The 25,529-nt window shown below is 55.4% G+C and carries 20 protein-coding genes; 14 read left to right on the top strand and 6 right to left on the bottom strand.

Features of this window, described 5'->3' with window-relative positions:
• The first annotated feature begins 93 nt into the window (after positions 1-93).
• The 4 genes from QN378_RS10735 (at position 94) to ilvD (ending at position 4,939) form a co-directional block, all read left to right on the top strand.
• Complete coding sequence (locus QN378_RS10735; RefSeq protein WP_322205816.1) at positions 94-633, top strand: type 1 glutamine amidotransferase domain-containing protein; 540 nt, start codon at positions 94-96, stop codon at positions 631-633.
• A gap of 87 nt (positions 634-720) precedes the next feature.
• The gene (locus QN378_RS10730) at positions 721-1,917 is read left to right on the top strand and encodes a class I SAM-dependent rRNA methyltransferase (protein ID WP_322224680.1); all 1,197 of its coding nucleotides are present in this window, start codon (positions 721-723) and stop codon (positions 1,915-1,917) included.
• 225 nt (positions 1,918-2,142) lie between these two features.
• Positions 2,143-2,805, top strand: coding sequence for a TIGR04211 family SH3 domain-containing protein (locus QN378_RS10725; protein ID WP_407074099.1), 663 nt, complete (start codon positions 2,143-2,145; stop codon positions 2,803-2,805).
• A 286-nt stretch (positions 2,806-3,091) separates the two neighbouring features.
• Positions 3,092-4,939, top strand: coding sequence for a dihydroxy-acid dehydratase (ilvD, locus tag QN378_RS10720; RefSeq protein ID WP_322205819.1), 1,848 nt, complete (start codon positions 3,092-3,094; stop codon positions 4,937-4,939).
• 146 nt (positions 4,940-5,085) lie between these two features.
• On the opposite strand, the gene QN378_RS10715 is transcribed toward ilvD, so the two are convergent.
• A complete protein-coding gene (locus QN378_RS10715) occupies positions 5,086-6,141 on the bottom strand; it encodes a haloacid dehalogenase-like hydrolase (protein ID WP_322205820.1) in 1,056 nt (351 codons plus the stop codon).
• A gap of 141 nt (positions 6,142-6,282) precedes the next feature.
• Entirely contained in the window at positions 6,283-6,801 is a 519-nt protein-coding gene (locus QN378_RS10710; protein ID WP_322205821.1) for a dihydrofolate reductase, read from the bottom strand.
• A 106-nt stretch (positions 6,802-6,907) separates the two neighbouring features.
• On the opposite strand from QN378_RS10710, the gene QN378_RS10705 reads away from it, so the two are divergent.
• From QN378_RS10705 to QN378_RS10695, 3 genes are all read left to right on the top strand, one after another.
• A complete protein-coding gene (locus tag QN378_RS10705) occupies positions 6,908-8,269 on the top strand; it encodes a DUF2868 domain-containing protein (RefSeq protein ID WP_416350619.1) in 1,362 nt (453 codons plus the stop codon).
• Entirely contained in the window at positions 8,262-9,626 is a 1,365-nt protein-coding gene (locus QN378_RS10700) for a DUF3482 domain-containing protein (RefSeq protein WP_323546895.1), read from the top strand. Before QN378_RS10705 ends, QN378_RS10700 begins: the two co-directional genes overlap by 8 nt.
• Positions 9,627-9,744: 118 nt before the next feature.
• On the top strand, positions 9,745-10,179 hold the full coding sequence (locus QN378_RS10695) for a YkgJ family cysteine cluster protein (RefSeq protein WP_322167008.1): 435 nt from the start codon (positions 9,745-9,747) through the stop codon (positions 10,177-10,179).
• Between the two features lie 91 nt (positions 10,180-10,270).
• On the opposite strand, the gene typA is transcribed toward QN378_RS10695, so the two are convergent.
• Entirely contained in the window at positions 10,271-12,091 is a 1,821-nt protein-coding gene (gene typA, locus QN378_RS10690; RefSeq protein WP_322167007.1) for a translational GTPase TypA, read from the bottom strand.
• A gap of 140 nt (positions 12,092-12,231) precedes the next feature.
• Positions 12,232-13,686 (bottom strand): tRNA uracil 4-sulfurtransferase ThiI, encoded by a 1,455-nt coding sequence (gene thiI / locus QN378_RS10685; protein WP_322205824.1) that lies wholly within the window; start codon positions 13,684-13,686, stop codon positions 12,232-12,234.
• Positions 13,687-14,020: 334 nt separating this feature from the next.
• On the opposite strand from thiI, the gene glnA reads away from it, so the two are divergent.
• The 6 genes from glnA (at position 14,021) to QN378_RS10655 (ending at position 21,741) form a co-directional block, all read left to right on the top strand.
• On the top strand, positions 14,021-15,427 hold the full coding sequence (gene glnA, locus QN378_RS10680) for a glutamate--ammonia ligase (protein WP_322205825.1): 1,407 nt from the start codon (positions 14,021-14,023) through the stop codon (positions 15,425-15,427).
• A 204-nt stretch (positions 15,428-15,631) separates the two neighbouring features.
• Positions 15,632-16,153 carry a DUF4124 domain-containing protein gene (locus QN378_RS10675; RefSeq protein WP_322205826.1) on the top strand — a complete coding sequence of 174 codons (522 nt, stop codon included), beginning with the start codon at positions 15,632-15,634 and terminating at the stop codon, positions 16,151-16,153.
• A 190-nt stretch (positions 16,154-16,343) separates the two neighbouring features.
• Positions 16,344-16,970, top strand: a complete 627-nt coding sequence (locus QN378_RS10670) for a DUF4124 domain-containing protein (RefSeq protein ID WP_322206960.1) — start codon at positions 16,344-16,346, stop codon at positions 16,968-16,970.
• Between the two features lie 279 nt (positions 16,971-17,249).
• Positions 17,250-18,335, top strand: coding sequence for a nitrogen regulation protein NR(II) (gene glnL / locus QN378_RS10665; protein ID WP_322205827.1), 1,086 nt, complete (start codon positions 17,250-17,252; stop codon positions 18,333-18,335).
• On the top strand, positions 18,332-19,765 hold the full coding sequence (gene ntrC / locus QN378_RS10660; protein ID WP_323546898.1) for a nitrogen regulation protein NR(I): 1,434 nt from the start codon (positions 18,332-18,334) through the stop codon (positions 19,763-19,765). The genes glnL and ntrC overlap by 4 nt, the downstream gene beginning before the upstream one ends.
• A 227-nt stretch (positions 19,766-19,992) precedes the next feature.
• The gene (locus QN378_RS10655) at positions 19,993-21,741 is read left to right on the top strand and encodes an amidase (RefSeq protein WP_323546900.1); all 1,749 of its coding nucleotides are present in this window, start codon (positions 19,993-19,995) and stop codon (positions 21,739-21,741) included.
• Between the two features lie 247 nt (positions 21,742-21,988).
• Here QN378_RS10655 and mgrA read toward each other — a convergent pair whose 3' ends face one another.
• Together mgrA and epsC are read right to left on the bottom strand one after the other, a co-directional pair.
• A complete protein-coding gene (mgrA, locus tag QN378_RS10650; RefSeq protein WP_322205830.1) occupies positions 21,989-23,026 on the bottom strand; it encodes an L-glyceraldehyde 3-phosphate reductase in 1,038 nt (345 codons plus the stop codon).
• A gap of 111 nt (positions 23,027-23,137) precedes the next feature.
• Entirely contained in the window at positions 23,138-24,088 is a 951-nt protein-coding gene (gene epsC / locus QN378_RS10645) for a serine O-acetyltransferase EpsC (RefSeq protein WP_323546902.1), read from the bottom strand.
• 274 nt (positions 24,089-24,362) lie between these two features.
• Here epsC and QN378_RS10640 point away from each other — a divergent pair, with 274 nt between their 5' ends.
• Positions 24,363-25,355 (top strand): D-cysteine desulfhydrase, encoded by a 993-nt coding sequence (locus QN378_RS10640; protein ID WP_323546904.1) that lies wholly within the window; start codon positions 24,363-24,365, stop codon positions 25,353-25,355.
• Positions 25,356-25,529: the final 174 nt, after the last annotated feature.

Here is a 25,529-nt window from a genome sequence, read left to right as displayed (position 1 = left end):
TAGTGTGACTCCTGAGGGTTCGGCCACCGAACTCAAGACGGCCAACACGTTAGCTCGGGACCAATGATCACTGCCAAAAAACGAGGAAAAACCATGTCTAATACCCTGAGCGGTAAGCGCATCGCCATATTAGTTACAAATGGTTTCGAGCAAGCCGAACTGACTGGCCCTAAAGATGCGTTGGAACAAGCGGGCGCAAAAGTCGAAATTCTGTCGACCAAGGAAGGGCAGGTAAAAGGCTGGAACCATGACAAACCGGCTGACGACTTCGAGGTGAATTTGACCTTCAAGTCAGCGGATATTGATCAATACGACGCCGTTGTGTTGCCGGGTGGCGTTCAGAACTCGGACACGATTCGCGTTGATGTCGATGCCCAGCAGATCGTCAAAAAAGCTGATTCGGCAGGCAAGCCGATCGCAGTGATCTGTCATGGCGGCTGGCTGTTGGTGTCCGCGGGTCTGGTTAAAGGGAAAACCATGACCAGCTACAAAACCCTAAAGGACGACCTGATCAATGCGGGCGCTAATTGGGTTGATAAAGAAGTGGTCAAGGATGGGCAGTGGATCAGCAGCCGCCAGCCCGACGATATTCCAGCGTTTAACCGTGAGCTGATCCAGGCCCTGTCGGCATAATCGGGCTTGTACCAGTTAATTACCGTGATCCCGGCCCTGAGTCGGGATCACGCGTTATAATCTCGCTCTTTTTTCAGGAGCGACGTCATGTCCCTGCCTAGCTTGCGCCTCAAAGCCAACGCCGACCGTCGCTTGCGCAACGGTCACTTGTGGGTCTACAGCAATGAAATCGACGTAGCCGCCACCCCACTCAGCGGCTTTGCTGCAGGCGATCAAGCACAGTTGGAAGCCGCTGGCGGCAAGCCACTGGGCATCGTTGCCATGAGCCCCAACAACCTGATCTGCGCGCGTCTTGTGTCCCGCGATATCAAGGTGCAACTGGATAAGTCGTTGCTGGTGCATCGCCTGAACGTCGCTCTGTCCCTGCGTGACCGTCTGTTCGACAAGCCTTATTACCGCTTGGTATTTGGTGATTCCGACCTGTTGCCAGGCTTGGTCGTTGACCGTTTCGGCGACATCTTGGTGGTGCAGCTGGCTTCCGCCACCATGGAAAAACATAAGGACGATTTGATTGCGGCCTTGGTTCAGGTGGTCAAGCCAAGCGGCATTCTGTTCAAGAATGACTCCGCCGCCCGCGACGCCGAAGGCCTGACCCGCTACGTGGAAACTGCTTTTGGTCTGGTGCCGGAGTGGGTAGCCCTGGAAGAGAACGGGGTGAAGTTTGAAGCGCCGGTCATTGCAGGGCAAAAAACCGGCTGGTTTTACGACCACCGCATGAACCGCGCTCGCATCGCTCCCTACGTCAAAGGCAAACGTGTGTTGGATTTGTACAGCTACATCGGCGGCTGGGGCGTACAAGCAGCGGCTTTCGGTGCCAGCGATGTTTTCTGCGTTGACGCTTCAGCCTTTGCCTTGGACGGTGTTGAGCGCAACGCAACGCTGAACGGCTTTGCTGACAAAATCACCTGCATCGAAGGCGACGTGTTTGAAGCCCTGAAGGAACTGAAAAACAGCGAAGAGCGTTTCGACGTCATCGTGGCAGACCCACCGGCCTTCATCAAACGCAAAAAAGACATGAAAAACGGCGAAGGCGCTTATCGCCGCCTGAACGAACAAGCCATGCGCCTGCTCAGCAAAGACGGAATCCTGATCAGCGCTTCGTGTTCCATGCACCTGCCGGAAGATGACCTGCAAAACATCCTCCTGACCAGCGCCCGCCATTTGGATCGCAACATCCAACTATTGGAGCGCGGCGGCCAAGGCCCCGATCACCCGGTTCACCCGGCTATTGCTGAGACGCGCTACATCAAAAGCATTACCTGCCGATTGCTGCCAAATAGCTGAAATACATGACAAGCAGCACGCTTCTACAATTGGCATATGAGTTACGTAGAAGCGTCTGTTGATCGGTAATTTTCTGGCCTCACATGGAGCCAGACGTCAGTCCAGAATGAACTTGAAACAATTTGCCGTGTCTTTGTTGGGCTAAACGGGTCTTGCTGCCCGATTTTTTCTTCGCGACCGGCCCGTCCATCGGCGCCCTTATCTTTTCTCCAACCAAAGATAATCATGCCAATGCCTACTCCTTTTTTCGTAAATATTGCCCGTCAGCGCTTGATCCTTGGGGCCAGCCTACTTGGAAGTTTGCTTTCGCTCTGTGGCCTGGCGCAGGCGGAAGATGCTAAAGCCAGCGATCGCTGGGTCAGTGACACCCTCAATACTTATGTGCGCGCCGGCCCGACCGACGGCTACCGCATAGTCGGTACGCTCAAGTCCGGTCGAAAAGTTGAATTGATCAACACTCAAGGTGACTACAGCCAAGTGCGTGGCGAAGGTGGCAGTACGGTATGGATTCCCAGCGCCGACCTGCAAAGCGTACCTGGCCAGGCAGAACGCTTGCCGGAGCTGGCTCAGCAAGTGACCGACCTTAGCGGGCAGTTGAAAACAATCGATGACCGCTGGAAGGTTCGTGTTCAGGGCATGCAAGAGACCCTCGATACCCGCAAGAAGCTGATCGATGAGCTCGAAGCCCGCAGCAAGGATCTCAATACGCAGCTGACTAACGCACAATCCGAACTTCGCACCTCGCAGGCGAAACTGGGAGATGAGAACAACCAGGTATTAATGCGCTATATGGCCTACGGCGGCAGCATCGCCGGCGCCGGACTGCTCATTGGTCTAATCATTCCGGCAATGACCCGCGGCCGCAAGCGTAAAGATGGCTGGGTTTGATGCGCCGTTCGTAGTTCATCCCCCTGTAGAAGCGGGCTTGGTCGATGGCGTCATCACAGACACACAGCATCCCAAAGCACACCGGCATTCCCTCCAGCCACCACAGGTGTAGAATCGCGTCTATTCATCGCCAGTCATCCCCCGGCGGGTTTATGAGCTCAGACCGAGCGCGCATGGCGATCCCGTAGCGTTGTCGGTTTCATCGCAGTTTCCGGTCACTGCCGGGCCTTAGCGACGTCAGTAGAAGCTCTCCCCCCCCTTGAAACCTGATTTGCCGGAGTGCCCCATGCCTGATTACCGCTCAAAAACGTCTACCCACGGCCGCAACATGGCCGGCGCCCGGGCTTTGTGGCGCGCCACCGGGATGAAAGACGCCGACTTCAAAAAACCGATCATCGCTATTGCTAACTCATTTACCCAGTTCGTGCCTGGCCATGTGCACTTGAAAGACATGGGTCAACTGGTTGCGCGTGAAATCGAGCGTGCGGGTGGCGTTGCCAAGGAATTCAATACCATTGCGGTAGATGACGGCATCGCCATGGGCCACGACGGCATGCTGTATTCCCTGCCGAGCCGCGAGATCATCGCCGACTCCGTGGAATATATGGTCAACGCCCACTGCGCTGACGCTATTGTCTGCATTTCCAACTGCGACAAAATCACCCCAGGGATGTTGATGGCTGCTTTGCGCCTGAACATTCCGGTGATCTTTGTTTCGGGCGGACCGATGGAGGCTGGCAAGACCAAATTGTCAGCCCATGGGCTGGATCTGGTCGATGCCATGGTGATTGCTGCCGACCCCAACGCCAGCGACGAAAAAGTCGCCGAATACGAGCGCAGTGCCTGCCCAACGTGCGGTTCGTGCTCCGGCATGTTCACCGCCAACTCGATGAACTGCCTGACAGAAGCGCTTGGGCTCGCATTGCCAGGCAACGGTTCGCAACTGGCAACCCACAGCGACCGCGAGCAGCTGTTTCTGCAAGCGGGCCGGACCATCGTTGATCTGTGCCGTCAGTACTACAACGAAAACGATGAGTCGGTGCTGCCGCGTAATATTGCCAACTTCAAGGCGTTCGAAAACGCCATGACGCTGGACATCGCCATGGGCGGCTCGACCAACACCATCCTGCACTTGCTGGCCTCAGCACAGGAAGCCGAAATCGACTTCGATCTGAAGGATATCGACCGCTTGTCGCGCAAAGTGCCTCAGCTGTGCAAAGTCGCGCCGAACATTCAGAAGTACCATATGGAAGACGTCCACCGCGCAGGTGGAATTTTCAGCATCCTCGGCGAACTGGCCCGTGGTGGCTTGCTTCACACTGATCTACCCACGGTACACAGCAAGACCCTGGCCGAAGGCATCGCCAAGTGGGACATCACCCAGACTGACGACGAAGCCGTGCACACTTTCTTCAAAGCGGGCCCGGCCGGCATTCCGACGCAGACGGCGTTCAGCCAGTCGACCCGTTGGGAAACCCTGGATGACGACCGTGAAAACGGCTGTATCCGTAGCGTCGAGCACGCGTACTCGCAAGAAGGCGGCTTGGCCGTGCTGTACGGCAACATCGCGCTGGATGGTTGCGTCGTGAAAACCGCAGGCGTTGACGAGTCGGTCCATGTATTCGAAGGCACCGCAAAAATCTTCGAAAGTCAGGACAGCGCAGTTCGCGGAATTCTGGCGGATGAAGTTAAAGCTGGCGACATCGTGATCATTCGTTATGAAGGCCCGAAAGGCGGTCCAGGCATGCAGGAAATGCTCTACCCCACCTCGTACCTGAAATCGAAAGGCCTGGGTAAATCCTGTGCACTGTTGACTGACGGTCGTTTCTCGGGGGGCACTTCGGGTCTGTCCATCGGCCACGCTTCGCCAGAAGCGGCAGCAGGCGGCGCGATTGGCTTGGTAAGAGAAGGCGATAAAGTGCTGATCGACATTCCCAACCGCGGTATCAACCTGTTGATCAGCGATGAAGAAATGGCAGGCCGTCGTGCCGAGCAAGACGCCAAAGGCTGGAAGCCGGTTGAAAAGCGTCCGCGCAAAGTGACGACGGCGTTGAAAGCCTACGCCTTGCTCGCCACCAGCGCTGATAAAGGCGCGGTTCGTGACAAAGCGATGCTTGATAAGTTGATGCCTTAGACGCAACCGGCCATTTGCAGGCAAGCCTGCGCCCATAGGATCAGGACCGGACACATCATTTGTGCCTGACATTGAATCTGTGGGAGCAGGCTTGCCTATGAATGAAGCGACGCGGCGTCATTGATACACTGCGCCCTTCAACGCCTTTACTGAATCTCTTGCGGCTTCACGATCACCCAATTCTTGTCCGCCGTCACTGCAAGACCTTCTTTGGCTTGGGCTTGTGCGTTGGATTTCATCATGCCGTTGAGTTGGGTCATGTACTTGTCTTTGCGGTTGACCCACAGGTGAACGCCGCCCTTGGCCACGTCAACGCTGTGGAACAACATATAGCCGTCGCTTGACGGGGTATCTCCACCCACTAGAACCGGTTTTTTCCACTGATCAATGTAGGTCAGAATCGCCGCCTGCTTACCCGCCATCCAAGTTGCCGGGGTCCATAGGTATGGAGTCAGCTCCAGACTCATGTTGGCGTTCTGGTCGTATTTGCCTGCTGTGATTTGTTTGCGTGCAGTCGTGAGTTCGCCAGTTTTGCGATTTTTAAGCAAGGTGCTCACGCCGATGACGTTTTGCGGTTTAACGTTGTAGCCGTACTTGGGATCCGCCGCGACCATGCGTACCAGCTCCTCAGAAGCGGCCGTCATAACGTAAACCTCAATACCATTTTCCATCAGCTTGTTGTACAGCTCCGCCTGCCCGGCATAGACCTTTGGCGGCTCAACATTGATTGTCTTTACAATGTCGCCATCGTAATAGGTGCTCGGTACCGGTTTGCTGGACGCCATCAGCTCATCGACGTAACCTTTGAGTTCGGTGAGGGTAAAACCGGAAAATACTTGGGCAACCCACGGGTAGCAGACCATGTCGTCAACTTCACACAGACGGTAGTAGTAGCTGAAAAGGCTTTCCTTGTGATCCGCCGTGTCCTTGAAGGGGATCAGCTTAAGGGAAGGGTCGAGGGTTTCACGAGTGATCAGTCCTTTGTTTTCCATGAACGGCAATAGCGCTTCTTCCAAATCGTAGCGATAGCTGGTGTTGTCCATGTCGAACACGGCAAAGTTGCCCTTGTTGGCGTTGGCTTCGATCATGGCGTTGAGTTGCTTGGCCTGGGCGGCAGGCCAATGGGTCAACTCGGTAGCGAAAGTCTGGCTGGCAAGTCCCAACGTTAGTGCAGCAGCAAATAGTTTCGGCACGAGCTTCATAACGGCGTCCCCTTTTTTAATTAAGCACTGACCGTAACAAAATCTCATGACATATCAGGTTTACCCGCGACCACTTGTGTTTCGACGACGTCATGTTGATAACAATTAAAAGCGATGCCGCCTGCGATTTCAGGTTCTTAGTTAGCCCTTAGTGCGCTCCCATACTTCAAAACTGTAGGCCGGCTTGTCATCCAGCGCCGAACTTTGGGTGTTCGAGACCAGCGTCCACTGCGCCCTATCGAATTCGGGAAACCACGCGTCACCATCGGGGCTCAGGGCCACGCGGGTAAGGTACAAACGGTCCGCCTGCCCCAAGCCTTGCGCATACAATTGCGCCCCGCCGATCAGCATCACTTCGGCTGCGCCCTGCTCCAGCGCCCACTGCTCGGCACGCACGACGGCAGCGTCCAGCGAAGCAAACACTTCCGCGCCTTGAAGCTGTAAATCGCGCTGGCGACTGACCACCAGATTCAACCGTCCCGGCAGTGGCCTACCAAGTGAATCCCAAGTCTTGCGACCCATGATGATCGGCTTACCCAAGGTGGTCGCCTTGAAATATTTGAAATCCGCAGGCAAATGCCAGGGCATGGAATTGTCGACGCCTATCACGCGGTTTTCACCGAGGGCTGCAATCAGGCTGAGGGGCAGATAAGTTTTCATGAGCGCGAGAATAGCAGAAGCACAGCGCTTGCCCTGAGCCCGGCCACAGAGGTTATGCTCAGCACTGAATTTTTTGACGGAACTGCGTGTGACTGCTCTGACCTCTATGGATACCCTGTGGTTGACCGAAACCGTACGCCTGCGCGAAGAACAAGCAGGGCTGTTGGAAGACAGTGAAGCCAATCGCCGCGCCCGCGCTACTGCTGGAGATTTGACAACTCGCATCACGAACCGGGCGCTGTGGTTAGCCGAGCGCGATGGTCTAGTTGGCGCGCTGCATCACTGGAAACAAGGCGCGCGACTAGCACTGCTGCTACTGGCCGTTGTTGTTGTCATCAGCGGCGCCGGCCTGGCGTTCGCAGCGCTGGGCAACGGGCAAACGCCGGTGAATGTCTTCTGGGCGTTGGGCAGTTTGCTCGGGCTGAATCTGATTCTGCTGTCGAGTTGGGCGCTGGGCATGGTCTTCGCGGGGGAAAGCACCGCCAGCCTTGGCCGACTATGGTTGTGGTTAAGTGAAAAACTTGCCCGAGACGCCCAGGCCGCACAATTGGTCCCGGCGCTGATTTTGTTACTGCAACGCCAACGCCTGAATCGCTGGGCTCTGGGCATAGTAATCAACGGTGCATGGTTGCTAGCGTTGTGCAGCGCGCTGGGACTTTTACTGCTTCTGATGGCAACCCGTCGTTACGGCTTTGTGTGGGAAACCACTATTCTAGGCAGCGATACTTTCGTCAGCATGACCCGGTTTCTAGGAACAATCCCAGCACTATTGGGCTTCAATGTGCCGACCGAAGCAATGATTCGAGCCAGTGGCGATAACGCGTCAAGCATCGACAGCGTACGCCAGGCTTGGGCGGCATGGCTGGTAGGGGTGCTGCTGGTATATGGAATATTCCCACGACTACTGTTGGCATTGATGTGCGTGTGGCATTGGTATCGAGGTCGTGCTGCACTCGGTCTTGATCTGACACTGCCCGGTTATGCCAATCTGCGCGAACAGTTAATGCCTAGCAGCGAGCGCCTGGGTATCCACGACGTAGCGCCAGAGCATCTTCCTAGCGTGCCAGCAAATACAATGGCCCTGGTCAGCGAAGGCTTACTGCTGGTCGCCATCGAACTGGACCAACAACACCCATGGCCACCGGCGTTATCCGGGACCGTCAGTAACGCCGGTATTCTGGACAGCCGTGAATCCCGGCAGAACCTACTCGATCAGCTCATTCGTTTTCCCGTTGCGCGCTTGGTTATCGCCTGCGATCCGCGCCGCTCACCAGACCGAGGTAGCCTGGCGCTAATCGCTGAACTGGCGCGCTCTGCCGGCGCAACTCGGGTTTGGTTGCTGCAGGCACCGCAAGGCCAGACACTGGACGTCGAACGCCTGGACGACTGGCATTTAGCGCTGGACTCACTCGCCATTAGCTACTCCAACAGCTCACCGCTGAATTGGTTGGAGACCGGCCATGACTAAAACGCTTACGCTTGCAGTGGTCGGTCACACCAATGTTGGCAAAACCTCGTTGCTGCGAACCTTGACCCGAGACGTCGGCTTCGGAGAGGTGTCGCACCGCCCGAGTACCACTCGACACGTCGAAGGCGCCCGACTGTCAGTAGATGGGGAGGCATTGCTGGAGCTTTATGACACGCCAGGGCTCGAAGACGCCATCGCCCTGCTCGACTACCTGGAGCGTCTGGACCGTCCCGGTGAGCGTCTTGATGGGCCTGCGCGCTTGGCTCGGTTTCTTGATGGTAGCGAAGCCCGACAGCGCTTCGAACAAGAGGCCAAGGTACTGCGCCAACTGCTGACTTCTGATGCTGGGCTGTATGTTATCGACGCTCGCGAACCGGTGCTGGCGAAATACCGAGACGAATTGACCGTGCTGGCGAGTTGCGGCAAACCATTGCTGCCGGTGTTGAATTTCGTGAGCAGCGCCGAACACCGCGAAGTCGAGTGGCGCGACGCTCTGGCAAGGCTGGGCTTGCATGCTTTAGTGAGGTTCGACAGCGTAGCGCCACCGGAAGATGGCGAACGTCGGCTGTATGAAAGCCTCGCGCTGCTACTGGAAAACTCCAGAGATCAACTGGAACGACTTATCCTTGATCAGCAAGCGCAACGACTGGCTCGTCAGCACAGTGCGGCGAGGCTGATTGCCGAACTGTTGATAGATTGCGCCGCCTGTCGACGGAGCGTCGTCATTGGCTCAGGTCTGGAACAGGCTGCCATCGACGACTTGCGCAAAGCGGTGCGTCAACGCGAGCAACGCTGCGTCGATGCACTGCTCAAACTGTATGCATTCCGCCCCCAGGATGCGACGGCTATTGATGTGCCGCTGCTGGATGGGCGTTGGAGTGATGACTTGTTCAATCCAGAAACTCTGAAGGTTCTGGGTGTCCGCGTAGGCAGCGGAATCGCCGCAGGTGCCGCCGCCGGGGCTAGCGTCGATTTATTGTTAGGCGGTTTAACGCTGGGCGTCGCGGCGCTGGCGGGGGCGATTGCCGGAGGCGCACTGCAAACGGCCCGCAGTTACGGAGGACGTCTGATTGGCAAGCTCAAGGGCAAACGCGAGCTAACGGTCGACGATGCGGTGCTGAGGCTGCTCGCCCTACGCCAGCGGCAACTGCTGCAAGCACTTACCGGGCGTGGTCATGCTGCCATGACGAGCATTAAGCTGACCGCGCCACAGGACAAGAGCTGGCGAGATGGCAAACTTCCCCTGACGCTTCAAAAGGCAAGAGCCCATCCACAATGGTCGACGCTGAATCCGCATTCGCGGTTGAGCCAAGCGCAGAGGCAGGAGCAGATTGAATTGCTAGCGTCAGCTTTGTAGGACCGCACTTGCCCGCGTGAGACATGCCCACCGACAGTCGGTCATTTAATTTTTGCTTACGCGAATTGCGCAACCACCGGTATCATCGCGCGCCCGATACACCCGGAAATGTAAGCACATGAAACCCACACTGATCGCCGCCGCAGAAATCGACCGAATCGATACCTGGGCCAAATACTCCAGCACCATGTGTGGTGGCTGCATTTCCAGCTGCTGTACGTTGCCGGTGGAAGTAAAAATCAAGGACTTGATCCGCATTGGTGTGGTTGACGAATTCGAGCGTGGCGATCCGCCGAAGAACATTGCCAAGCGCCTGCAAAAAGAAGGGATCGTCGAACGCTATAACCAGAAGCTCGGGATTTTTACCTTACAGCGCATGAGCAACAATGATTGCCTGTACCTGGACCGTAAGAGCCGTTTGTGCACGATCTACGAACAACGCCCTGACACCTGCCGCAATCACCCGAAAATCGGGCCGCGGCCTGGGTATTGTGCATATGTACCGAAGACCCCGGAGCGCAAACCGGTCGATAACACTCTGTATATTTTTTGATCAGAATCACCGGTCCCATCGTTCACCTGCCTCACAAACAAAAACGCCCCCGACATCGCTGTCGGGGGCGTTTTTTTAACGGCTACTTACATCAGTTGCCGTTTTTCTTGGCAGCGCGGGTACGCTCGCTTTCGCCAAGAATTTTCTTACGCAGGCGGATCGACTTTGGAGTCACTTCGCAGAGTTCGTCTTCTTGAACGAATTCCAGCGCTTGTTCCAGAGTGAAACGGATAGGCGGAACCAAAGCGATGGTTTCGTCTTTACCGGAAGCTCGCATGTTGTCGAGCTTCTTGCCTTTGGTTGGGTTAACGCCCAGGTCGTTGTCGCGGCTGTTGATGCCGACGATTTGGCCTTCGTACACGTCTTCGCCGTGACCCAGGAACAGCTTGCCACGCGCTTGAAGAGTTTCCAGCGAGTAGGTCAATGCTTTACCGGTAGCAACCGAAACCAGAACGCCATTCTGACGACCGGACATGTCGCCCGACTTCATCACGTCGTAACGGTCGAAAATGCTGGTCAGAATGCCGGCGCCTGAAGTCAGGGTCAGGAATTCGTTACGGAAGCCGATCAAACCACGAGCCGGGATGTTGTATTCAAGGCGAACACGGCCCTTGCCATCCGGAACCATGTTGGTCAGGTCGCCTTTACGGATACCGATTTGTTCCATGATCGCGCCTTGGGAATCTTCTGGCAGATCGATGGTGACGTTTTCGTAGGGTTCGTGCTTAACGCCGTCAACCATGCGGATGATCACTTCCGGACGACCAACACCCATTTCGAAGCCTTCGCGACGCATGGTTTCGATCAGTACCGAGAGGTGCAGCTCACCACGGCCAGACACTTTGAACTTGTCGGCAGAGTCGCCTTCTTCAACGCGCAGAGCAACGTTGAACAACAATTCCTTGTCCAGACGTTCCTTGATGTTACGGCTGGTGACGAACTTGCCTTCTTTACCACAGAAAGGCGAATCGTTTACCTGGAAGGTCATCGAAACAGTAGGTTCGTCAACGGTCAGCGGCTTCATCGCTTCAACATTCAGTGGGTCGCACAGAGTGTCAGAGATGAACAACTGGTCGAAGCCGCTGATGCAGACGATGTCGCCGGCAGCTGCTTCTTCAACGTCAACGCGGTGCAGACCGTGGTGACCCATCAGTTTCAGGATACGGCCGTTGCGGCGCTTGCCATCAGCGTCAATCGCAACAACCTGGGTGTTCGGCTTGACGCGACCACGAGCGATACGGCCAACACCGATGACGCCCAGGAAGCTGTTGTAATCCAGTGCCGAGATTTGCATCTGGAACGGACCATCACGGTCAACCTGTGGAGCAGGAACGTGATCGACAACAGCCTGGTACAACGGCGTCATGTCGTCAGCCATCTCGTTGTAGTCGAGACCGGCAATACCGTTCAAGGCAGAGGCGTAGATGACTTTAAAGTCCAGTTGCTCTTCGGTAGCGCCCAGGTTGTCGAACAGGTCGAAGATTTGATCCAGAACCCAGTCCGGACGCGCGCCTGGACGGTCAACCTTGTTGATAACCACGATTGGACGCAGGCCGGCTTCGAAAGCCTTTTTAGTCACGAAACGGGTTTGCGGCATAGGGCCGTCTTGAGCATCGACCAACAGCAGAACGGAGTCGACCATCGACATTACACGTTCTACTTCGCCACCGAAGTCGGCGTGGCCTGGTGTGTCCACGATGTTGATGTGGTAGCCATTCCAGTTGATCGCGGTGTTTTTCGCGAGAATGGTAATACCGCGTTCTTTCTCCTGGTCGTTGGAGTCCATCACGCGTTCGTCGTTGAGCTCGTTGCGTTCCAGGGTGCCGGATTGACGCAAGAGTTTGTCTACCAGGGTGGTTTTACCATGGTCAACGTGAGCAATGATGGCGATGTTGCGTAGATTTTCGATCACTTGTGTATCTCGATCAGAGGATTCGGTCAGCTGACTAAGTGTAGGCAGCTATTACAGTAGAGTCGGCCTAAGCCGTTACGGCTGGACGACTGGCGTCGGGGGGCCGGTGACGCAAGCCACAGGCAAACAGCCCCGGGCACTTAGCTCGGTCGATAAACGCGCACATTGGCATGCCCCTCACTGAGCAAATGATGAGCATGCAGGCGACTCATGACGCCTTTGTCGCAATACAGCAGGTACTGGCGCGTGTAATCCAGTTCCTTGAAACGGCTGTTCAATGCATAGAACGGCAGTGTTTGTATCTCAATGCCAGACAATTCCAGCGGCTGGTCTTCCTGAACATCCGGGTGACGGATGTCGATAACGACCTGACCGGCCAGTGCTTGACTGACTTCTTCTATGTCGACACTTTGGCTCAACTCGTCGATTACTCGATCAATTGTTACCAGTTTTGCTCGCTCAAGCGCTCGCTCGAGAATGGCCATGTCGAACTGTTGTTCTTCGTATTCAACGCGGTTGCGCTTGGCGTTGGTCTTGGGGTTAATCGAAATCACCCCGCAATATTCAGGCATGTGCTTGGCGAAATCGGCAGTCCCGATCTCGTTAGCCTGATCGATGATGTCTTGCTTGTGACTGGCGATCAGCGGGCGCAATACCAACTTGTCAGTCGCAGCATCGATGAGTGACAGGTTCGGCAGCGTTTGGCTGGCAACCTGGGAAATAGCTTCACCGGTGACCAACACGTCGATTTCAAGCCGATCCGCAATAGAAGACGCAGCGCGCAACATCATACGCTTCAAAACCACGCCCATATGACTGTTATCGACTTTCTCGAGAATTTCTCCGAGAACTTCTTCGAATGGGACGCTGACAAACAGCACCCTTTGCGAGCTGCCGTACTTCTTCCAGAGAAAATGAGCGACTTCCATCACGCCCAGTTCGTGAGCGCGACCGCCGAGATTGAAGAAGCAAAAGTGGCTCATGAGCCCGCGGCGCATGATCTGGTAAGCCGCCACCGTCGAATCGAAACCACCGGACATCAACACCAGGGTCTGTTCAAGGGCGCCTAGCGGATAACCGCCGATGCTGTTGTGCTGACTATGAATAACAAATAACCGTTGGTCGCGAATTTCCATTCGCACTTCAATATCAGGTGCTTTCAAGGAGATTCCGGCAGCGCCGCATTGCTGGCGAAGCTGGCTACCGACGTATCTTTCGACATCCATGGAGCTGAACGTGTGGCGACCAGCACGCTTGCACCGGACCGAAAACACTTTACCTGCCAAAGCGGCGCCGAAATGCTCCTTGCACTTGGCGAGAATGTCGTCCATGTCACCAAGCGGGTATTCTGCGACCTGCAAGAAATGCGCGATGCCCGGCATGCAGCTCAGACGCACAGTCATCTCATGCAAGGCTTTGGGCTCGCTGACCTTGGTCTCGACCTCAAGATTGTCCCACACGCCGACCACCACCAATTCCGGGTCCAAATCACGGAGCACGGTACGGATGTTCTTGGCCAACTGGCGGATGAATTGCTTGCGCACCGGCCGGCTTTTGATAGTGATCTCGGGGAAGACTTTTACGATTAGTTTCATGTATACAGCGCGCGAGGTGCCAGCCGAAAAAGTGGGGGCAGAATTATAGCGGAAATTGTTCAACGTTTAACCAGTTATTCTGAACACTACACTGCGCGCACCAAAAAAGATCGCTGCCCGAAATTAGGGCATCATAATGACGCATCAAATATTTCAAATATCAGCTTTAATGGCGTGAGTGCCTGAGTTTCAAGCAAAAAACCCAACTCGGGGCACTGGCATGCAATTTGCTCCCTTGTGAGGCAGGCTGCCTTGGCCGATATTCGCGCCCGGCATCACCCAAATTTCGAAGGGCCAAACCACTACCCTGGCCCGAAGCCACCCGGAGGACACTATGTCGAAGTCGGTTCAACTCATAAAAGATCATGACGTCAAATGGATTGATCTGCGCTTCACGGACACCAAAGGCATTCAGCACCATGTGACCATGCCGGCTCGCGATGCGCTGGACGAAGATTTCTTTGAAATCGGCAAAATGTTCGACGGCTCCTCGATTGCTGGCTGGAAAGGCATTGAAGCATCAGACATGATCCTCATGCCAGATGACAGCACGGCCGTGCTTGACCCGTTCACCGAAGACCCAACCATTATCCTGGTTTGCGACATCATCGAACCTTCGACCATGCAAGGCTATGACCGCGACCCACGCGCCATCGCTCACCGTGCCGAGGAATACTTGAAGTCCACTGGCATCGGCGACACTGTTTTCGTCGGTCCAGAGCCAGAGTTCTTCATCTTCGACTCAGTAAAATTCAAATCCGACATCTCCGGCTCCATGTTCAAAATTTACTCCGAACAAGGTTCATGGATGTCCGACCAGGATATCGAAGGCGGCAACAAAGGCCATCGGCCAGGTGTCAAAGGCGGCTATTTTCCAGTACCTCCGTTCGACCATGACCACGAAATCCGCACTTCCATGTGTAATGCAATGGAAGAAATGGGCTTGGTCATCGAAGTTCATCACCACGAAGTGGCAACGGCTGGCCAGAATGAAATCGGCGTTAAATTCAACACCTTGGTGAAGAAAGCTGACGAAGTTCAGACCCTGAAATATTGCGTGCACAACGTCGCGGATGCTTACGGTCGTACCGCTACCTTTATGCCGAAGCCTCTTTATGGCGATAACGGTTCAGGCATGCACGTGCACCTGTCCATCGCCAAAGATGGTAAGAATACTTTCGCTGGCGAAGGTTATGCCGGTTTGTCTGACACCGCCCTGTTCTTCATCGGCGGCATCATCAAGCACGGTAAAGCACTGAACGGCTTCACCAACCCTTCGACCAACTCGTACAAGCGTCTGGTCCCAGGTTTCGAAGCACCGGTAATGTTGGCCTACTCGGCACGTAACCGCTCCGCTTCGATCCGTATTCCTTACGTGTCCAGCCCTAAAGCTCGCCGTATCGAAGCACGCTTCCCGGATCCAGCAGCCAACCCGTACCTAGCGTTCGCAGCACTGCTGATGGCTGGCCTGGACGGCATCCAGAACAAAATCCACCCTGGCGACGCTGCTGACAAAAACCTGTATGACCTGCCGCCTGAAGAAGCGAAAGAGATTCCACAGGTTTGCGGTAGCTTGAAAGAAGCCCTGGAAGAGTTGGACAAAGGTCGTGCGTTCTTGACCAAAGGCGGCGTATTCAGCGACGACTTCATCGACGCTTACATCGGCCTGAAAAGCGAAGAAGAAATCAAAGTACGCACATTCGTACACCCACTGGAATATGAGCTGTATTACAGCTGCTAATCCAGGTACGTCAGCTGCTTTGATGCATAAGAGGCCTCCTTCGGGAGGCCTTTTTTGTGGTTGTCTATAATTTGTCTCATTACCAATGCATCACATGGCCTATCTAAACCGATTGTGTTCTATGCTGGCCCGCCAACCTAACGGCGCCGGCTTCCACTTACGGCCTTTGGCAGCGCTTGAATTGAACGCGCTTTTGGAGTTTCCATGCGTCGAAGCCTTATCTATCTGCTGCTATTGGTAACCTTGCCTGCGGTTGCGCAGATTTATAAATACACCGATGCCAATGGCAACCCCGCCTACAGCAATCAGCCGCCCAACGGCACACCTAGTCAAACCGTGGACTTACCACCGCTTAATACCGTTGATGCTAAAAAGCTGACTGAGCAGAACAATGATCCGACTTCGGGGCAAAAAATTCAGCCATCAAGTGCCTACAGCCTGCTGGAACTGACCAACCTGCCCACCGACGAGGCATTGCGCGCCAACAACGGCACGTTCAGCGTTGGCGTGGCCATTCAACCGCGCTTACAGCCTGGACACCTGTTGCAGATGGTCGTCGACGGCATGAACTACGGCCAAGCCACTAATGTGCCGCGCCTGCAAGTAGTGAACTTGGAGCGTGGCGAGCACAGCTTGGCCGTACGCGTTATGAGTGGAGACAGAATTATTCAGCAAAGCTCAACCGTCACGACGACGGTGCAGCGAGTTCATCTTGGGAAACCCTGAAGTGTTGTCAGCCAATGAGACGCCGCGCTTTCGCACAATAAACACATTACCTGAAGGAGTGCGCTTGCCCGCGACCGGCTACGCAGCAGCCGTAAAATCAGTAGCTCAATCGTGCAGTGGCATCCGAAGCTCATTGGTAAAGCTTGACGCTTCATCGCGGGCAAGCGCTGTCCTACTCAGCTATTTTTTGATTCAACGGTTTATCTGTTGCCTGGTTGGAGGGCTACTGATTGCATTGACGGCCAGCGCTGACGTTTATACCTACGTCGACGCGCAGGGAAACCGAGTATTCACCGACCAGCCCCACAGCGGCGCTCATCGGGTCGATATTCCCCCCAGCAACACCATGACCGGCACCCTCTCGCCCCGCAAAGACGCGAAAACCAGGCCCGCCACTGCAAAACCGCGGCCTTTGTTTCATTACCAATTAGTGCGAATTTTGGTGCCCGAGCCCGACGCCACTGTGCGCAACATGGCCGGTGAATTGATCGTTAGCGTCAACAACGACCCCGACCTGCAACCAGGGCACTTATACCGTCTACTGCTGGACGGAAAACCTATTGCCGAAGCGGGCCGAAGCCCGGTATTTCCACTGACCAATATTGACCGAGGTACCCATTTACTGGCTGTCGAGATTCTCGATGAAACCGGGCGTATGCTCGAACGTACACCGAGCCAGGAATTTCATATGCTGCGCATCACGCTGGCGCAAAAGCGCCAAGCGCAACCCTGCACAAATGAAGACTATGGGGTTAGGCCCGAATGCCCGCTTGCAGACAAGCCCCCAGAAAAAAGTAGTTTTCTGCCGTTCTTATGAGCATGCGAATAGGTGACGCTCTTTATTGGTGCAAATATTTCTAAACTCGCTGGTATCGTTACCCACTTTGGTTCGCAAACAACCGAGAATTACCCTTCCGGCGGACCCGCTGTCCGAAAAAAGCTCGATTTTGCGAATTAAACGCTTCTTTTCGGAGCTTGGTTTGGTTTTTGCTACTTCCCGATAACCAAGCACCGTATCAGCAGGATGCCCAATCGCGGCAAGGCTAGACTAGGGCCGCGCCGGCTGAAATGTGCCAAAAGAGGTCAACGAGAATTTATGACTATCAGTGATGCGCTGCACCGGCTGTTACTCGATAACCTGACAACTGCAACTATTCTGCTCAACGCCGACTTGCGACTTGAGTACATGAATCCCGCAGCGGAAATGCTGTTGGCAATAAGCGGTCAACGCAGCCACGGGCAATTTATCAGTGAGTTATTTACCGAATCCGTAGAAGCGTTGAATTCTTTGCGTCAAGCCGTGGAACAGGCTCACCCGTTTACTAAGCGCGAAGCGATGCTAACGGCGCTCACCGGTCAAACGCTCACCGTCGATTACACCGTCACGCCAATTCTGAACCAAAATGAGACCTTGCTCCTGCTGGAGGTGCATCCGCGTGATCGCTTGCTGCGTATCACCAAGGAAGAAGCCCAGCTGTCCAAGCAGGAAACCACTAAAATGTTAGTGCGTGGGTTAGCTCATGAAATCAAAAATCCCCTCGGTGGGATTCGCGGGGCCGCACAACTGCTGGCGCGCGAACTGCCCGAAGAGAGCCTTAAGGATTACACCAACGTCATCATCGAAGAGGCCGACCGGCTGCGCAATCTGGTCGACCGCATGCTGGGTTCAAACAAGATGCTATCGCTGACCATGACCAATGTGCATGAAGTGCTCGAACGCGTTTGCAGCTTGGTGGAAGCCGAAAGCCAAGGCTGCATCACTCTGGTACGCGATTACGACCCAAGCATTCCTGACGTATTGATCGACCGTGAGCAAATGATTCAGGCCGTGCTCAATATAGTTCGCAACGCCATGCAAGCGATAAGCGGCCAGAATGAGTTGCGCCTGGGGCGGATCAGCTTGCGTACGCGAGCTTTACGTCAATTCACCATAGGCCATGTGCGCCATCGGTTAGTGACCAAGGTCGAAATTATCGACAACGGCCCAGGCATCCCAGCCGACCTGCAGGAGACCATTTTTTACCCAATGGTCAGCGGCCGCCCCGGTGGTACCGGGCTTGGCCTCGCAATTACCCAGAACATTATTAGCCAGCATCAGGGACTGATTGAGTGCGACAGCCATCCTGGCCACACCACTTTCTCGATCTTTCTGCCGCTGGAACAAGGAGCAGCGTCGTCATGAGCCGTAGTGAAACTGTCTGGATCGTCGATGACGACCGTTCTATCCGTTGGGTTTTGGAAAAAGCGCTGCAGCAAGAAGGCATGACCACCCAAAGTTTCGATAGCGCCGACGGCGTCATGAGCCGCCTGGCGCGTCAACAACCGGACGTGATCATTTCAGATATCCGCATGCCGGGTGCCAGCGGTCTTGAGTTGCTAGCTCGAATTCGCGAACAACACCCGCGCTTGCCGGTAATCATCATGACCGCTCATTCAGACCTGGACAGCGCCGTGGCGTCATATCAGGGCGGTGCGTTCGAATACCTGCCTAAGCCGTTTGACGTTGATGAGGCTGTGTCGCTGGTCAAGCGCGCCAATCAGCACGCTCAAGAACAGCAAGGTATGGAAGTCGTGCCCGCGCTGACCCGCACCCCGGAAATCATTGGCGAAGCGCCAGCGATGCAGGAAGTGTTTCGCGCCATCGGTCGCCTGAGTCACTCCAATATCACCGTGTTAATCAATGGCGAATCAGGCACCGGTAAAGAACTGGTTGCCCACGCATTGCACCGTCACAGCCCTCGCGCAGCGTCGCCGTTCATTGCCCTGAACATGGCGGCGATTCCCAAGGATTTGATGGAGTCCGAGCTGTTTGGCCACGAAAAAGGCGCGTTCACGGGTGCGGCCAACCTGCGTCGCGGTCGCTTCGAACAAGCAGACGGCGGCACACTCTTTCTCGATGAAATCGGCGATATGCCGGCGGATACACAAACGCGCTTGCTGCGTGTACTGGCGGACGGTGAATTCTATCGAGTCGGCGGGCACATGCCGGTCAAGGTCGATGTACGGATCATCGCTGCGACCCATCAGAATCTGGAAATTCTGGTGCAAGCCGGTAAGTTTCGTGAGGATTTGTTCCACCGTTTGAACGTGATCCGCATCCACATTCCTCGGATGTCCGATCGTCGTGAAGATATTCCAACACTGGCCAAGCATTTCTTGGCCCGCGCCGCGCAAGAACTGGCGGTGGAACCGAAACTGCTCAAGGCGGAAACCGAGGAATACCTCAAGCATCTGCCATGGCCTGGCAACGTGCGTCAGCTGGAAAACACCTGCCGCTGGATCACCGTCATGGCGTCCGGCCGTGAAGTACATGTCAGTGACTTGCCGCCTGAGCTGTTGAGCCTGCCCCACGATGCTGCGCCGATCACCAATTGGGAGCACGCGCTGCGTCAGTGGGCCGATCAGGCGCTGGCACGCGGGCAATCGAGCCTGCTCGACAGCGCGGTGCCAACCTTTGAACGGATCATGATCGAAACGGCCCTAAAGCACACCGCCGGTCGCCGTCGCGATGCCGCTGTGTTACTCGGTTGGGGCCGCAATACCTTGACCCGCAAGATCAAGGAATTGGGCATGAAAATCGATGGCGACGAGGACGAAGGCGACGACGCTTGAGTCAACATCCCAACGCAGTGTCCTGATACCGCGTTGTGGCCTGGCGAATAAATTCGCTCCCTCAGGGCATGTCTATACCCTGTGGAAGCGAACTCGTTGGCGAAAGCGCTGTTGAATTTCCCGTGATTTGAGCCTACCTGTCATTTCTACCAGTTTACGACCCTTCCCCAACGTGATTAGCTCTTGAAATGACCCCTATACGCGAGGTCAGACAAGGAGTAACCGCTATGGATACAGCACTCAACGCCCGCCTGCTCGCGGCCCTCCCGCCTCGATCCTCAATCCCACTGCGCGATCGAATCGTCGATTACGAAATTGTCGAAATGGCGACTTTGTTCCGAAGTCATGAACTGACGTCACACGACATAACCGTCGCCTATCTGCAACGCATCGACCAGCTCAACGGTCCGTTTGAAACTTACAGTGCAAACGGCGGCTACAACGCATTTGTGCGTATCGACCGACAGCAAGCACTAGCACAGGCGCGCGAAGCCGACCTCTGGTTACAAAATCCCAACGATGAACGGGGAGTAGCTCCGCCGCTGTGCGGTATTCCGATGGGCTTAAAGGACTCGATTGGTATAAAAGGTCGCGAGAGCAAAAACGGAACACAGGCCTACAACACTAACTTCGCTCTCGAAGACGCCACGTGCGTTGGCAGACTTCGTGCACAAGGTGCAGTGCTGATCGGACACACCATATGTTCAGAACATTCCGGTGATGTCGTGGGCCAGTTTGCCGGTAATGCCTGGGATCCAGAACGCCCCCCGGGCGGCTCCAGTCAAGGCTCAGCTGTGGCCCCGATTGCCCGACTCGTCGCAGCGGCGCTAGGCGAAGAAACCGCCGGGTCCATCATCATTCCAGCCGCCGTCAACGGCGTAAGTGCGATTAAACCCTCACTGGGTCTTGTCTCCGGGGCAGGGGTCATGCCACTACGAACAGGGTTTGACATCGTTGGCCCCATGGCGCGCTCGATGCGCGACGCCTCGCTGATTCTTTCAGTGATTGCAGGTGTCGATCAGCTCAATGACCCACAAACCTTATCGGCTCCTATTCCGCCCATCCAATTGCCGATCAGCAGTCGCCCTGGCCCACAACCGCTCGCGGGTTTAACTATTGGCATTCCTCAGACAGACTGGCTGGAGTTGGGCAAACCGCCCAGTGAATCCTATGACTTGGACAACAAAAATGCATTCGACCGGTTTAAAGGACAGCTGTCGGACCTTGGTGCCGCAGTGGTCAACTTCCCCGGTCTGGATTTGCGCGAGGAAGGCAATAGTCCCTATCTCTGGCCGACGCCATTTTATGAGCTAGTGGATGATGGCGGACAACCCTTGCTATTGATCAACGGACCTGCCGGAACCAGCTATTGCAATCAGCTAGAAACAAATCATTGGACGGCGATACTAGAGTTCGCCAATTCCCTCCAGGATGCCGATCAACGCGATAAACTGCTGGCTGACATTCGACCTGACTTTTATTCAATCATTGGCCGCATTCCGTTGAGTGTTCGAATAGAAGCCGAAAATCGTCGGCGACAGCAACAGAGGCTCTTTGAGGAGGCGCTAGATCAATACAACATCGACTTCATGATGGTCTTGCCTATAGGTGCCCATATCGGCCTGCGATCAGATCCATATGGTCAGCAGATACCCGTGCGGCGCCATTACGTCGAGCTGCCCAATGCCTTGGCGTGGCCGATGGTTACATTTCCTATCGGGTACGGAGACACCGGCTTGATTAGCCCAATGCCCATTAGTGCGGCATTTTGGGGACGTCGTTTTAGTGAGCCGCTGGTGGTTCAGGCCGCGATCGACTTTCAGGATCGATTCCCTGAATACCACCGCGCGGCCCCCACGGACCCGACATTCGGCCCGCGTAAAAAACCGCTGCCTCCGCCCCTCGGTATTTTGCAGATACCACCTGAGTTTTCGACTGACCCCGTGAAGATTCTGGAAGGGAGAAGAACACGATGACTCCGATTTCGTTCTTCACCGTTAGGTGGACGCCCTTACAGAATCCGTTGTTATTAACCGCATCCGCAAAGTCAGCCCCAGCGCCGTTTTTCGCGGTCCGATGGCAGCCGACCCAAGGGTTGATCTATTACCCGTACATACTGCGCTTCGCCATCGGGAGGTGATCTGCTGCCACCGCAGAGTTCGGATCAACATCAGGGGACAGAATTTTTTATGTTCGTTTAAAAACCGGTCTGCCCCCTTATTTTTACTGATCAGTCGACGGCTTTTCCCACAGGTTGATCCCACCTTCCACCGCGAAGCTGTCGATTTCTTTCAACTCATCCTGGGTGAACGAAAGGTTTTTCAGTGCGCCGACGTTTTCAACGATCTGCTCAGGACGACTCGCACCAATGAGCGCCGAGGTGATACGCGGATCACGCAACGTCCAGGCCAACGCCAATTGCGCAAGGCTTTGCCCCCGACGCTTAGCGATCTCGTTGAGGGCACGCACATGAGCGATGTTGCTTTCAGATAGGTGCGCAGCCTGCAACGAGCCACCGCCCGGCTTATTCACTCGCGCATCCTTGGGAATGCCGTTGAGGTATTTGTCAGTCAGCAAGCCTTGAGCCAGCGGGGTGAAGGCAATCACGCCTGCGCCAAGATCGTCGGTGGCGTCCAACAGGTCGCGCTCTACCCAACGGTTGAGCAAGTTGTACGCCGGTTGATGAATCAACAACGGCACTTTCCACTCGTTGAGCAGCGCCGCCATCTCCCGGGTTTTGGCCCCGGAATACGAGGAGATGCCGATGTACAACGCCTTGCCCTGCTGCACCGCAGTGGCCAATGCGCTGGCGGTTTCTTCCAGTGGGGTCAACGGGTCGAAGCGGTGCGAATAAAAAATATCCACGTAGTCCAGGCCCATGCGCTGCAAGCTCTGGTCGAGGCTGGCGAGCACGTATTTACGCGATCCGCCACCTTGGCCATACGGTCCCGGCCACATGTCCCAGCCGGCTTTGCTGGAGATGATAAGTTCGTCGCGGTAATGCTTGAAATCCTCGCGCAGCAGACGGCCAAAGTTGGTCTCGGCGCTGCCATACGGAGGACCATAGTTGTTGGCCAGGTCAAAGTGGTTGATGCCCAGATCAAACGCCGTGCGCAGCAATGCACGCTGAGTATCCATCGGCGTGCTGTCGCCAAAGTTGTGCCACAGGCCCAGCGACAACGCAGGCAGGACCAACCCGCTACGGCCCACGCGGCGGTACGGAATGGCTTCATAACGGTTTTCGGCAGCGATATAAGTCATCGAATCCTCTCTCGTAAAGGTGTATTGGGTTGCGACTCCTTAACCGGACACGCAGTTCCCGCTTTTTATTAGCTGAGCCCTTTTGAGTGATCGAACAAACAGGGAATGGCGTTACTTCAAGCAATCATCCTTCTGCAGCAAGTTCGCCTGAGATACGTTGCAGCCTGCTGGCACGCTGCGGGTCAGCCAAACATTGCCGCCTACGGTAGACCCTTTGCCAATGGTGATGCGCCCCAAAATCGTCGCGCCGGCATAGATCACTACGTCGTCTTCGACAATCGGATGGCGGGCGTGGCCTTTCTGCAACTGACCGTCCTCGTCTGCTGGAAAGCGTTTCGCGCCCAAGGTCACGGCTTGGTAGATACGCACCCGCTCGCCGATGATCGCGGTTTCACCGATGACCACACCCGTCCCGTGATCGATAAAAAAACTGCCACCGATCTGCGCGCCTGGGTGGATATCGATACCGGTGGCTGAGTGCGCAATTTCAGAACTGATTCGCGCCAACAATGGCAAACCCGCGCGGTACAGGTGATGGGCTAAACGGTGATGAATGACCGCGAGCACGCCGGGATAGCACAGCAGCACTTCATCGACGCTACGCGCAGCCGGGTCACCGTGGTAAGCAGCCAGTACGTCGGTGTCGAGCAGAATGCGCATGGTGGGAAGCGCGGCAGCGAACTCTTGAATCAACCGAGTTACATGGTCTTCGACGGCGCTGACCTCATCGCCTCGCTGACGCGCCACATAGCGTAATTCCAAACGTGCCTGAGCCAGCAAAGCATTAAGCGCGACGTCGAGGGTATGGCCGACATAAAAGTCCTCGCTCTCTTCACGCAAGTCTACCGGGCCCAAACGCATCGGAAAAAGTGCGCCGCACAGCGCTTCAAGAATGTCGCGCATGGCGGCGCGCGAAGGCAATTCACGGCCACCCAGCTCTCCACTGACCCGGCCATTACGCTGGCGCCAATCATCCCGTGCTTCACGCAGTTGACTAACGATTTGCTGCAACTGCCAGTTGCCAGCACGGTTGTCGGCGGATGCGTCTGAAATATCGCTCACGCTCATCACTCCTCTTTAGGCTTCACGCCGATGATTGACCCACTTTACGGCAAACCTTAGACACGAAAAAATAACAATTTAAGTAAGGTCTTTTATCTGGCAGATACGCTGCGCGCTTCTTACAGCTTACCGTCAGGTTAGGCGCAGTTGCCCGCGAGGCGGGCCATCGCGGGCAAGCGCCTACGGCATCGTTATAGGTATATACAAATGTTGCAGCCACCCGGCGTGACTGCCTATAGTCCATCGACTTACTTCGCTGGCCATTTAAACCACCATGATCAAACATCAGCTCACCCGCTTTAATCGTCTTGAATTACTTGGCGCACCCACCGCGCTGGAAAAGCTTGAGCGGTTATCCACTTGGGTGGGCCGGGACATTTATGTAAAGCGTGACGATACGACAACACTGGCGTTGGGCGGCAACAAGGTGCGCAAGCTTGAATACTTGGCGGCCGATGCGCTGGCACAGGGCGCAGATACCTTGATCACTGCCGGTGGACTGCAATCCAATCACGCGCGACAAACAGCGGCCCTGGCAGCGCGCCTGGGTCTGGGGTGCGTAGTGCTGCTGGAAAATCCCTTGGCCACTAACGATCCCAATTACGTCAGCAATGGCAATCGCCTGCTGCTGAGCCTCTTCGACGCCAAGGTCGAACTCGTGGATAACCTGAACAACGCCGACGACCAGTTGCAAGCTCTTGCGATGCGTCTACGGGCCAGCGGCAAAAAACCGTACAGCATCCCTATCGGAGGATCCAATGCGCTGGGCGCTTTGGGTTATGTGCGGGCAGGTCTGGAGCTGGCTGACCAGATCCAACAAACAGGCTTGGCATTCTCGGCCGTGGTACTTGCGTCAGGCAGTGCAGGTACGCACAGCGGGTTGGCCTTGGGGCTTAGCGAGGCGCTGCCCGATCTGTCGGTAATCGGCGTTACGGTTTCTCGTAGCGACGACGCACAACGGCCGAAAGTCCAGGACTTGGCTGAGCGTACTGCCGAACTGCTAGGTATCGATCTACCGGGCAGCTTCAAGGTCCAATTGTGGGACGAATACTTTGCCCCTGGTTATGGAGCTCCGAATGCCGGAACCCTGGCGGCAATCAAATTGGTCGCTAGTCAAGAAGGGCTTTTGCTTGATCCGGTATACACCGGCAAAGCCATGGCAGGCTTGCTCGACGGTCACGGGCGTCAGCGTTTTGATGAGGGTCCGATTATTTTCTTGCACACCGGGGGGGCGCCCGCGCTGTTCGCTTATCCGGACGTGTTTTAGGCTAACAAGACAGCCCACGTTTTTATTCCATTAAGAGATATACAAAATACTTTTTAGTATTTAAACGGTTACGCCGACTGTCTTATAGTCGCGTTCGCGTCAGGAATCACAAGTGGAATAACGCCGCCTGTTACGTTGGATATGCTTCACGGCCACAGTCGTTTTCGTTAGGTC

Origin of the sequence: Pseudomonas sp. 10S5 (assembly GCF_035019745.1) — a bacterium.
Classification (GTDB): domain Bacteria; phylum Pseudomonadota; class Gammaproteobacteria; order Pseudomonadales; family Pseudomonadaceae; genus Aquipseudomonas.
Note: the sequence above shows the minus strand (reverse complement) of the source record. Positions and strands in the feature narration are given on the sequence as shown.